The organism is Lysinibacillus sp. UGB7, from assembly GCF_049058285.1.
Lineage (GTDB): Bacteria > Bacillota > Bacilli > Bacillales_A > Planococcaceae > Lysinibacillus > Lysinibacillus sphaericus_B.
Genome location: NZ_JBMGUV010000063.1, coordinates 1 through 10,745 on the forward strand (window position 1 = coordinate 1; position 10,745 = coordinate 10,745).

General features: G+C 36.4%; 14 protein-coding genes and 1 pseudogene. 1 reads left to right on the forward strand and 14 read right to left on the reverse strand.

Annotation, left to right across the window (positions count from 1 at the left end):
* Window positions 1-364: 364 nt before the first annotated feature.
* The 4 genes and pseudogenes from ACOMCU_RS27500 to ACOMCU_RS27515 all read right to left on the reverse strand — a co-directional run bounded on the left by ACOMCU_RS27500 (window position 365) and on the right by ACOMCU_RS27515 (window position 3,603).
* Window positions 365-775 carry a hypothetical protein gene (locus ACOMCU_RS27500; protein ID WP_421052213.1) on the reverse strand — a complete coding sequence of 137 codons (411 nt, stop codon included), beginning with the start codon at window positions 773-775 and terminating at the stop codon, window positions 365-367.
* Between the two features lie 11 nt (window positions 776-786).
* Entirely contained in the window at window positions 787-2,031 is a 1,245-nt protein-coding gene (locus ACOMCU_RS27505; RefSeq protein ID WP_421052215.1) for a hypothetical protein, read from the reverse strand.
* 568 nt (window positions 2,032-2,599) lie between these two features.
* Entirely contained in the window at window positions 2,600-3,097 is a 498-nt protein-coding gene (locus ACOMCU_RS27510) for a hypothetical protein (RefSeq protein ID WP_421052217.1), read from the reverse strand.
* A gap of 71 nt (window positions 3,098-3,168) precedes the next feature.
* Window positions 3,169-3,603: pseudogene (locus ACOMCU_RS27515) on the reverse strand (zincin-like metallopeptidase toxin domain-containing protein).
* Window positions 3,604-3,751: 148 nt separating this feature from the next.
* Here ACOMCU_RS27515 and ACOMCU_RS27520 point away from each other — a divergent pair.
* Complete coding sequence (locus ACOMCU_RS27520) at window positions 3,752-4,006, forward strand: hypothetical protein (RefSeq protein WP_421052218.1); 255 nt, start codon at window positions 3,752-3,754, stop codon at window positions 4,004-4,006.
* Here ACOMCU_RS27520 and ACOMCU_RS27525 read toward each other — a convergent pair.
* From ACOMCU_RS27525 to ACOMCU_RS27570, 10 genes are all read right to left on the reverse strand, one after another.
* Window positions 3,984-4,379 (reverse strand): hypothetical protein, encoded by a 396-nt coding sequence (locus ACOMCU_RS27525; protein WP_421052220.1) that lies wholly within the window; start codon window positions 4,377-4,379, stop codon window positions 3,984-3,986. The genes ACOMCU_RS27520 and ACOMCU_RS27525 overlap by 23 nt on opposite strands.
* Window positions 4,379-4,744 carry a hypothetical protein gene (locus ACOMCU_RS27530; RefSeq protein ID WP_421052221.1) on the reverse strand — a complete coding sequence of 122 codons (366 nt, stop codon included), beginning with the start codon at window positions 4,742-4,744 and terminating at the stop codon, window positions 4,379-4,381. The genes ACOMCU_RS27525 and ACOMCU_RS27530 overlap by 1 nt, the downstream gene beginning before the upstream one ends.
* A 102-nt stretch (window positions 4,745-4,846) precedes the next feature.
* Complete coding sequence (locus ACOMCU_RS27535; protein ID WP_421052229.1) at window positions 4,847-5,335, reverse strand: YxiF family protein; 489 nt, start codon at window positions 5,333-5,335, stop codon at window positions 4,847-4,849.
* Window positions 5,328-5,909 carry an HNH/endonuclease VII fold putative polymorphic toxin gene (locus ACOMCU_RS27540; RefSeq protein ID WP_421052222.1) on the reverse strand — a complete coding sequence of 194 codons (582 nt, stop codon included), beginning with the start codon at window positions 5,907-5,909 and terminating at the stop codon, window positions 5,328-5,330. Before ACOMCU_RS27540 ends, ACOMCU_RS27535 begins: the two co-directional genes overlap by 8 nt.
* Before the next feature lie 254 nt (window positions 5,910-6,163).
* Window positions 6,164-6,514 carry a hypothetical protein gene (locus tag ACOMCU_RS27545; protein ID WP_421052223.1) on the reverse strand — a complete coding sequence of 117 codons (351 nt, stop codon included), beginning with the start codon at window positions 6,512-6,514 and terminating at the stop codon, window positions 6,164-6,166.
* Window positions 6,515-6,526: 12 nt separating this feature from the next.
* Complete coding sequence (locus ACOMCU_RS27550) at window positions 6,527-6,910, reverse strand: hypothetical protein (RefSeq protein ID WP_421052225.1); 384 nt, start codon at window positions 6,908-6,910, stop codon at window positions 6,527-6,529.
* A 1,091-nt stretch (window positions 6,911-8,001) separates the two neighbouring features.
* Window positions 8,002-8,394, reverse strand: a complete 393-nt coding sequence (locus tag ACOMCU_RS27555; protein WP_421052226.1) for an Imm50 family immunity protein — start codon at window positions 8,392-8,394, stop codon at window positions 8,002-8,004.
* Window positions 8,395-8,410: 16 nt separating this feature from the next.
* Window positions 8,411-8,878: an HNH/endonuclease VII fold putative polymorphic toxin gene (locus ACOMCU_RS27560; protein ID WP_421052227.1), complete on the reverse strand. Its 468-nt coding sequence runs from the start codon at window positions 8,876-8,878 to the stop codon at window positions 8,411-8,413.
* A 552-nt stretch (window positions 8,879-9,430) separates the two neighbouring features.
* Window positions 9,431-9,994: a hypothetical protein gene (locus tag ACOMCU_RS27565; protein ID WP_010861353.1), complete on the reverse strand. Its 564-nt coding sequence runs from the start codon at window positions 9,992-9,994 to the stop codon at window positions 9,431-9,433.
* On the reverse strand, window positions 9,987-10,745 hold a 759-nt coding region (locus ACOMCU_RS27570; RefSeq protein ID WP_421052228.1), incomplete at its 5' end, for a toxin C-terminal domain-containing protein. The genes ACOMCU_RS27570 and ACOMCU_RS27565, both read right to left, overlap by 8 nt.

Sequence of the window (10,745 nt, forward strand, 5' to 3'; positions counted from 1 at the left end):
GCAAAGGTGATATTGTCATTGGCCTTGAGTGTAAGCGGATGGTTACTATGCACCTCAATCCCGCTGTCCTGGTTTAACTGCAGGAAAACGGCGCCTTCCTTGGCGGTAAAGGTCACAGGTTGTGGGTCGAGTTTCATGTCTTTGCCTTTTGGTGTGCCCCAATAGGCCGTCTTTGAATCAGGATAAAAACAAACAGCCGGAAAATCGGTGCCATACCGTTTACGGGCTGTCTGGAGAAATTTTAAATTTTGTTTTTTTGTTTATCCCATTGGGGCAGTCCCTAATAGACAATTAAGTTCTTTACTACTTTATATTATTTCCCCTGTCTACTTGACAGGGGGCAGTTCAATTTTAGGTAATTATTCTACTCTAAACCTGAATATGGATTATCAATGTTTCCATCTAATTCATTAATTGTCTCTTCTATTAATTTTCTAACATTAGCACTTAGATTTGTTCTATCTATTTCCTTTAATGTTTGAAAACTTTCTGGGAGTCCTAAATATGCAATTATTGATGCTACATTATCCATTAACTCATAAGAATCTGTATCTATTATTTCTTTAATTATTCGATCTACCTTATGTTTCGTATTCTCAGCCAAACATTTATATGTGTGCCACTGTCTTTCTGATAGTTGATATATAGCCTCAGATAAATCAATAATACTTACATTCCCAGTACTTTCGTAATAATTAATAATCTGATTGAAATACTTCATTAATATTTCTTCAGGCAAATAATCAGATAACTCATCAAAAATAGAAAAATCCATTTTTCATCCTCCTATTCAATTGGAATATGTGTTAAATTATTCGGCTTTTTATAAAGCTTTCCATCTTCCCCCAGAAGTTTTTTACCTATTTTTATTTGTGCAGTCCACATATTCCCTGAATTACTATCGGGATACAGTTGTTTTGCATTTAAATCTGGTGAGTGCCATTTAAATTCAACTTTTTGACCATCAATTTCAAATTTGTATTTATACCCTTCTGCTATAGTTTCACTTGGGTTAAATGTATTTGGTGTATCATTTGGTATCATTGATTTTAAATCATCAGCTGAAATTTTCCCATCTTTTATTAAATTACTAGTAGCAAATATTACATCATTATTAGCCTTATTTTCTAAAATCTCTTTTTCTTTTTTCGTATATTCACTAAAATTAGAACTTTCTCTTGCTTTTTTGCTTTCATCTAAATTTTTTAAGATTTGCTCTTTGTTTACAATTTCGGTCCCGCCTTTCGGAACTTTACCTACTTTTGTTAGTGAACCAGCACCTTTTGTACCAACGAAAGCAATAGCAGTGTTTAATGTTGCTTTTGTTCCCAAGTATGATCTTGAATATGCATTACCATTGATAATATTTTTCTCACTTGAGTTTTGTATTGAATTTCCTATCGCTTTTGTTGTTTCAATTGGGTGAAAAACTGCGCCCACCAAATTGTTATATGAATCTTTTAATCCTCCAATCGGGTTGTTGGCAAATCCCCATAAACCTTCTAACGTACTTTTCCCTACATCTATGGTTGCATCCAACATTCCTTTATATTTTTGAGCTTTATGTAAGCCTATTTCCATTCCAGCCAGTAATAATCTTTCTTTAGTGGACATGTCCTTAGTAGGTTTTGGAGGCTCGATTTTATCTAACGACTTATAGACAACTACGGCTTTTTTTACCTTCGCTTTTACTTCCTTCACGGCTTGTTTTACCTTGGTATAGGTTTTCTTTGCCGCCTGCTTCGCTGCAAGTACTACTTTCTTGGCAGTCCGCTTAAACTTCTTCACCATTTTACTCTTCGATAGATTATTTTTAAGCTTCCTGGCTTTTGTAAATACTTTCCCAATCTTTTTCTTGAGCTTTTTCTTTAGTTTTTTCTTCGCCTTTTTTATAGCTTTTTTTAGTTTCTTTTTCGTATTTTTGATTTTCTTTTTTACAGACTTGGCGGCGTTCTTGACTTTGCCGACAGCTGGGATACTACCAAGAAAACTGCCTATCGAACCGAAAAAACCTTTCCCTTTCTTGGCCATTAAGCACCACCCCCTGCGAGGGGAATCATGCCCATGACGTCGAGAGCAGATTCAAGGTCATCTCCTTTCCCCTCTTCGGATGCACTTGATGCCGGAACAGGCGCCTTGATGGAACCCTCCATTTCGACAACTTGTCCCTGCATATCGGTAATGCCATCGAGGACGATACTGCTGGAGCCACAGGTCAAACGCATGGACTCTGTGGCGCTTATGGAGATGGTTTTACCCGCAAAGGTGATATTGATGCCACAACACTCTTTAATTTTTCGCGTTTTTAATTATATTGTTATAAAGAGTTACTCTTTACTTCAATAACATAATCCTTTCACCAATATAAAAAGCCTAAGCAAGATCCTACATCTCACCCAGGCTGATAATAGTTTGAAGCTTTCTCTTTCTTAGCAAATAAACATTCAGAATCAATTCAGTTTTTACTTTATATTATTTTCTAAAGACTTATATAATATCGTTTAGTACTAGAGTTTAATTCTTTAAAATAGTTTTTCAAGAACACTAAATCAAACACCTTAATTTCTCCTTTGACAAGTAAAGGACTATATTTGTATCATTACAGATTTCTTATATCTTCAATAACGCCGCTTTCATCTGAAATAAACACAGCGTCCCCTATCAGACCAAATTGTGATGGTGGTGGCAGCTTAACATCTATAACCCAGGCATAACACGAAATATCCATTACATTCTCATAAAAGAAAATCGGCTTTTCTATTTCTCCAACTAATCTTCCTTTTTCTATGGAATCTCGAACAATCTCTATTGCTTTTTTCGTATTTAATTTAGGATGCTTTTTATTTATCTTGTTTATTATATCTTTACCAATAGCTATAAATTCTATTGCTCCTGATTCATCAGATATTATAAAGTTATTTGATCGTTCATCTATGCTAAGTTGTGCTTTTGCCTCAACAATCCAGGCATTACCATTTATACTAAAAAAACTTTGATGATATAGAGCATGTGCCTTAATTACCCAAGGAACATTATGCTCTTTTATATAATGCTGTGCAAGTGCCGTTGCTTTTTCCTCATTTAAATTAGTTTTCATTTCTAATCAAATCCTTTCCAATCAATTGGTGGCCAATCACCAGTTCTACATCTTTGAATATAACGTTGTGCTTAGTATATTTCTTCTTTAGTGAAGAAATTTTTATTTTTTATTACCGAACTATATACAAATTCCTCTCTCTGTAATATTGACTGAGTTAAATACTCTGATTTCCCCATACTTAACCACTGTTCTGCATGATAGCTTTCATGAAATGCATCTAATTTACGTGGTTCAGACCTTAATATTATTCATCCTGTTTGAGGGTCAAACATTGCTGCCACATTAGGTTTAGGGAAAAGTGTACCTTTTTTATCTACTATGACCTTAATGCCTTTATTACCCATTAATTTTTTAAAATCCCTTAATTCTTTTGTAGACATTATCCTTAGGTTCTTCTCATCTTTTACAACCGTTTGTACTTTTCGTGCATCAGCTACTGGTTTTATATTTCTACTTACCAGTTTTGTTTCTGTCACCTTTGCTGGTGGTTTTGTCGATTTCACCGGTGCTGGTGCTGGTGTTGCTTTCGGTTTCGCAGCAACTGGTTGACTCTTACTTGGGGCATTTGTTCCTGTCGCCTTCGCTGGTGGTTTTGTCGCTTTCGTCGGTGCCGGTGTTGCTTTTGGTTTCGCAACAACTGGTGGTGTACTCTTGCTCGGTTTCTTTGTTTCTGTTGGCTTAGCAGGTGGTTTTGTTGCTTTCGGTGGTGCTGCTGGTGCTTTAGTTGGGACTCCTTTTTTTCCAGCCTTAGCAATACCACTGACTGCTGCTCCCCCAATTTTTGCTGCGTGCTTCGCACCTTTGACTGCCGGTCCACCTACGATGGCTGCTGCTGAGACTGCTCGTTCCCATGGCGCTAATTTCTTTCCAGTGAGGATATCGCTTATTTTACATCAATCGACTTAACTGCTGTTGCCACTTTCTTCGCTGTCTGCGTAACTGCCTTTGTAGCCGCTTTTGCTGTACTTTTCGCTTTACTTGCAACCTTTTTCGTTGCAAGTACTACTTTCTTGGCAGCCCGCTTAAACTTCTTGACCATTTTACTCTTCGATAGATTATTTTTAAGCTTCCTGGCTTTTGTAAATACTTTCCCAATCTTTTTCTTGAGCTTTTTCTTTAGTTTTTTCTTCGCCTTTTTTAGAGCCTTTTTCAGTTTCTTTTTCGTATTTTTGATTTTCTTTTTTACAGACTTGGCGGCATTCTTGACTTTGCCGATAGCTGGGATACTACCAAGAAAACTGCCTATCGAGCCGAAGAAACCTTTCCCTTTCTTGGCCACTAAGCACCACCCCCTGCGAGGGGAATCATGCCCATGACGTCGAGAGCGGATTCAAGGTCATCTCCGTTTCCCTCTTCCGCTGCACTAGATGCCGGAACAGGCGCCTTGATGGAACCCTCCATTTCGACAACTTGTCCCTGCATATCGGTAATGCCATCGAGCACGATACTGCTGGAGCCACAGGTCAAACGCATGGATTCTGTGGCGCTTATGGAAATGGTTTTACCCGCAAAGGTGATATTGTCATTGGCCTTTAGTGTAAGCGGATAGTTACTATGTACCTCAATCCCGCTGTCCTGGTTTAACTGCAGGAAAACGGCGCCTTCCTTGGCGGTAAAGGTCACAGATTGTGGGTCGAGTTTCATTTCCCATCTTCACTTATGTCAATTGAGGATTCAAATGATCTTGATTTAAATAAAAAACCTTGAAAGGCACTTAGCCAATCAAGGTTCTCATATGTTTCATTTTTATGATAGTCCCCAAACACTAAACTCATAAAAATATTCCGTTCGTTCAATACACAAACCAAAATTAAAATCTTCAGCAACTAGTATAAAATCTCCATATCCCACTGAAAACCTTGTCAACTCAAGAACTTTATCTAAGTTACTAAATACTTCATGAACATTAATCAACACTGCTTCTATTTCATTTTCTCTAAAAAACAATAGGTTTCCTTTTTTGAGTGTTAATTCGGTATTATCAATAATCTCATTTAACAACTGTATTGATTTTTGAATATTTACTTTATAGTTATCTCCTTGCAATTGAATCTTATTTTTCTTTGTGTTAAGTACCGAAAATACTTTCTTACAAAATAAATCGTTATCTTCAATATCTAAAAATGGTTCCTCTGTAAGATTCATGAAGTTTAATTCTTTGATTAAATTCTTCCTTCTACTTTTTCTTTTTAACAACTCCATCTTTGTTGTTCTATCATTACTCAAATTAATCACCTTCCTCATGGTGCCCCTTCTTTTTATAACCAACAAAATCTTCTGGTGAATGCCCAGGATACTGATTATATCTTCCTTTTTCTAATGGGCTTCCCTTTAAATCATCAGCACCATGAAAATGAGGACCTCGTCCGAATTTATCTTCTCTGTGCTCTATTATATATTTTTTCTTACCATCTACTTCAAATTCATATACTCTCATATTCTCAGATGTTCCATCATAAACATCAACAGGTTTCTTGTGCTGAGAAGAATTAGGTATTCCAGTACTTCTCTTTGCATCCCTGAATGCCCCATTTTTTGTTAATACCTTGTCAGTATCAAGATTCTTCACATACTCGCCAAGTTGCTCTTTTTCTTTCTGAGTGGCTTTTTGGGCATCTTTCCCCTTGTTTGCGTATTTATTGAAATCCTGAGCAGCTTCCAAACCTTTTTCCATATCTTTTAAGGCTTCTGCCACTTTTTTCCCTTTTCCCGCCTTCCCAAAAGGGCTGAGTGCTGATAACGTTGCTTCATTTCGTTCTTGAAGTGTCGCGTTTGGATTCGCTAGTGTGACAAAATCTTCGACAAACATTTTGTAACCAATCACTGCATATGGGGCTAAACCATCTGGGTCTGCTGTAGAAGGGGCACTCAGAACTTGACGCTTGTCCTGTAAAGTTGTCAGTGGATTGCCATCCTAAACTGAATACTTGTTTCCTATTAGTGCAACTGGACCTGATTATTCTTGCTTTCTACTGTAAAAGAAAAAAGACTGTAGACAAACTCGATTTTTTGCCGAGTTTGTCTACAGCTTGAGCGGTTATCTTAAAGATAACCGCCATAATTTCAAATTTCTTCAATTTCAGATTTAATTCTACTTATTGTATTCTCAAGTATTTCCAAATCTAATTCTCCTGCTAAATAGTATTTTAACCAGTAAGCGTTATTGTCGAGATAAATATCAAGCGCTTTTCTAATATTTTCTTTTGTAATCTCCTTAACGATTATCATTGGAGGCATGGCAGGAAGATATGCAATGTTTTCTCTTTCCATCAGTGTCTCAAGGTTTTTGGGAGTACAGACAACTAGAGTATAGGTAAAACCATCATCTAGTTCCACAAAAATATCAATATTATCATCTTTTATATTTTTTACTTGTAGTAATGAAGTTGGATAATTAATGCTTTTAACTTTCACTTATATCCCTCCTTATTTTCCAATGCCATCGAGCACGATACTGCTGGAGCCACAGGTCAAACGCATGGATTCTGTGGCGCTTATGGAAATGGTTTTACCCGCAAAGGTGATATTGTCATTGGCCTTTAGTGTAAGCGGATGGTTACTATGCACCTCAATCCCGCTGTCCTGGTTTAACTGCAGGAAAACGGCGCCTTCCTTGGCGGTAAAGGTCACAGATTGTGGGTCGAGTTTCATGTCTTTGCCTTTTGGTGTGCCCCAGTAGACCGTCTTTGAGTCAGGATCAGGATAAAAACAAACAGCCGGAAAATCGGTGCCATACCGTTTACGTGCTGTCTGGAGGAATTTTAAATTTTGTTTTTTGTTTATCCCATGGGGGCAGTCCCTAATAGACAATTAAGTTCTTTACTACTTTATATTATTTCCCCTGTCTACTTGACAGGGAGCAGTTCACTGGTAAACTGAAAGGTTCTTGGTTTTCTTCAAAAGACTCATTTGCTTCTTGCGTTGATTCCCTTATACTCTCAAAGAAAATATCTGTGCCTTGAAATAACAATCCTACATGATGACCCACAGCTAACAAAAATATACGATACATAGTTGGAGAACTGTGTCCAATTTCCGCCTCCAGTTCTTTGATTTCATTTCCATTACTTCCCTAAACTTCCTCAACAGTGGCTATTTGCGGACTTACCAATAAATTCACAATACTATTATTATCCATATTTCTATCACCCTCCAGGTCATGTTCTATTATTATCATCACGTCAAAAATCGTACTTCTTTTTCAATTCTATAAGAGAAAATAGTTTTCTTTTATTTAATTTGAATTCCTTTTCGTCAACCTATATTTATAAGGAATTTCAAGACTATATTCATACAAATCTAAATTGGATGAGGGTTGATAGAAAAAATACGTACCCCACCATCTTCCGAAATTTGAGAGTAAAAGTAAAATTTTTCTCATTGTTCTGGAATCATTTCATTAACTGTTTCTGCTATTTGTCGATATAAACATTTAGTCTTTTCTCCAACTATTTCAACCTCCCGACTTATTTTTAATTATTTTCTCAAAAATTCCTTTCCCCTCTATTTCATATACTACTTCAAATGAATCTGGTCTAATGAATTCCCTATATATATCGGTTCTATTTTCACAGATACTTAACAAATGTTTATTTTTCAAAACTTATTCAAATAAATAAACTCAAAAAATCCTTATCGTCTCTTTCGTTCATCAGCTTTACGTGCCTGTTTGGGTACCAACTTTAGCATTACGAGCTATGTCATCCTTGTACGCAAAATATGAAATCGAGTAGTATCTGTTGTCGTTTTAACATCTTTCTCACTGCAACAAATCTCGTAAGTCTAAAAATTCTTTTTTCACAAATAAAAGACCTTGAGAGACTATTAAAGTCAATCAAGGTCTAGGAAATATAACTTAAGCTAAACACTCCAACATGCCACTAAAGAATTAGTAAGTGTTATCACTCCTGTAAATTATCAATGTAACCACTTACGGATTGTATCATGCCGATTTCTGCTACCAAATTCATATTCACTGAACCAGAAATATGAACTTTGAATTTATCTTCTTCATTTTTTTCAATGTTAATAATCCCCTTTAAGTTCTCCTTACAATAACTTACATTCAATTCTTGTACATTAAAAAAATCAAGTTCTATAAACACAGTATTGAAACCTGAATTATGCCATTTTGAAGGAGGATTATCTGCAAATTTTGGCATATTAAAATTTAGTGATACTCTCCTACCCTCATCTGTTATCTTAATAGCTACAATACGTACATTAATAAGCTTAGGCACTTCTTGGTATAAATTTGAAATAAATTGATTTCTTTCTAAAACTTTATGCCACATATATTCACCACCTATTTTAATTAAAAGGATAATGTTCTTTTGTACCTTCTTTTTTTCCTGTTCGAGGTTTATCCGCAGGTCTCACGTTAAAATGCGGCCCTTGTCCACCCTTTGTATGTCCTGCACTATGGTCTTGAATTATTAACTTCTCTCCAGAATTATTTGTATAATGGTATTCTCTAGTCATTATAACATTCCCCTTGCTATCTTTAAGGACATGTCCACCTTCATATTCTGCAGAACGCATAGGCACACTTTCAATTTTTTCAGGTTGTTGAGCCCTTGGAATACCAGCATCCCTTTTCGCTTCTTTAAATGCTCCATTTCTACCAGGAAGATCACTCGTACCCTTATTTACATACTCACCAAGTTGCTCTTTTTCTTTCTGAGTGGCTTTTTGGGCATCTTTCCCCTTGTTTGCGTATTTATTGAAATCCTGAGCAGCTTCCAAACCTTTTTCCATATCTTTTAAGGCTTCCGCCACTTTTTTCCCTTTTCCCGCCTTCCCAAAAGGGCTGAGTGCCGATAACGTTGCTTCATTTCGTTTTTGAAGTGTCGCGTTTGGATTCGCTAGTGTGACAAAATCTTCGACAAACATTTTGTAACCAATCACTGCATATGGGGCTAAACCATCTGGGTCTGCTGTAGAAAGGGCACTCAGAACTTTACGCTTGTCCTGTAAAGTTGTCAGTGGATTGCCATCCTAAACTGAATACTTGTTTCCTATTAGTGCAACTGGACCTGATTATTCTTGCTTTCTACTGTAAAAGAAAAAAGACTGTAGACAAACTCGATTTTTTGCCGAGTTTGTCTACAGCTTGAGCGGTTATCCTAAAGATAACCGCCATAATTTCAAATTTCTTCAATTTCAGATCTCCTTTTGGCTTACTCCCATCAGGTAATGAAGGTTCAGTTTAACCACAAACTTCTTTGAGTTAAAAAAAACCTTAAAAGGCATATTGTAGTGCTCCCCAATTGTTAGACACATCTAATAATTGGGGAGCACTTCAAATAGCCAATTAAGGTATCTTGTTACTTAAGTAGAACTGCTAAAAGGATAAGGTTTGTCCCATAGATTAACTGACAGGTTCATTTTGCATACTTGTTTTACAGCCTCATCACATCGCTCAGTACTCCCAATGTCAACATAATAATCATAATCAAATCTCACAAACATTGTTTCTGATTCTAATTCAACCCAAATATACTCCCTTAAAGCCAAGCGAATAATAAATTCTACTTCAGCAAAACTTATACTCATGCCTTGTTCAACAATCTGAAAATAATTAAGCATTTCTTTGGATTCCTCCAAGGAAAATCCTTTTTTCACAATATCATCCTCAATCACTTCCAAGCTTAGTGGTTTTTCAAGTTGTTTAACCATTAATTTAGTAGAGGTTGAAGAGGTCATAAAAACCTGAATAGCTTTAATAAACGTCTCTTCCATAGTTAAATATTCATTTACTGTAAATATTCTCCCATTATATCTTGTTCCTATATCAGAAACAGATGTCCAAGTAGGGCTTCCACCTTGTTGATTTAATGGATATTCGTCATCTTTATACTTAGAAATTTGCCAAAAGTAATTAATATTAATCACCAATCCTATTTAAATTTTTATCATATGTTCCTTTTCTAGTTTCCTTCCTAAACAAATCCTCTGGAGAATTTGCCTTTTTCCATACCCCACCATTATCAGTTGAACCGGTTGTCTTTCTGGGTGTATCAGGAGAAATATACTCTTTTCCATTGGTATAAACTGCTCTACCATGTGATTTTACTCCAGGAACTCGTTTATAACCTAAAATTTCTGCAGCAACATCGGCCTCCTTATCAGTTCTATACGGTCCATTGGGTGGAGTTGTCTTATTTGCAGGTGTCCAATTTCCTGTTTTATTATTGTAATCATCTGTTCTTTGTTCCTTACGTTCATAATAACCACCATATGCATCATTAGAATTACCATTACCTTTATTTACATACTCACCAAGTTGTTCTTTTTCTTTCTGAGTGGCTTTTTGGGCATCCTTCCCCTTGTTTGCATATTTATTGAAATCCTGAGCAGCTTCCAAACCTTTTTCCATATCTTTTAAGGCTTCCGCCACTTTTTTCCCTTTTCCCGCCTTCCCAAAAGGGCTGAGTGCCGATAACGTTGCTTCATTTCGTTCTTGAAGTGTCGCGTTTGGATTCGCTAGTGTGACAAAATCTTCGACAAACATTTTGTAACCAATCACTGCATATGGGGCTAAACCATCTGGGTCTGCTGTAGAAGGAGCACTCAGAACTTGACGCTTGTCCTGTAAAGTTGTCAGTGGATTGCCATCCTGAACTGAATACTTGTTTCCTATTGA

Excerpts from the sequence above, each read along its gene's own strand:
- ACOMCU_RS27500 (WP_421052213.1), bottom strand. The coding sequence starts at position 775 with ATGGATTTTTCTATTTTTGATGAGTTATCTGATTATTTGCCTGAAGAA.
- ACOMCU_RS27505 (WP_421052215.1), bottom strand. The coding sequence starts at position 2,031 with ATGGCCAAGAAAGGGAAAGGTTTTTTCGGTTCGATAGGCAGTTTTCTT.
- ACOMCU_RS27510 (WP_421052217.1), bottom strand. The coding sequence starts at position 3,097 with ATGAAAACTAATTTAAATGAGGAAAAAGCAACGGCACTTGCACAGCAT.
- ACOMCU_RS27530 (WP_421052221.1), bottom strand. The coding sequence starts at position 4,744 with ATGAAACTCGACCCACAATCTGTGACCTTTACCGCCAAGGAAGGCGCC.
- ACOMCU_RS27540 (WP_421052222.1), bottom strand. The coding sequence starts at position 5,909 with ATGTTTGTCGAAGATTTTGTCACACTAGCGAATCCAAACGCGACACTT.
- ACOMCU_RS27555 (WP_421052226.1), bottom strand. The coding sequence starts at position 8,394 with ATGTGGCATAAAGTTTTAGAAAGAAATCAATTTATTTCAAATTTATAC.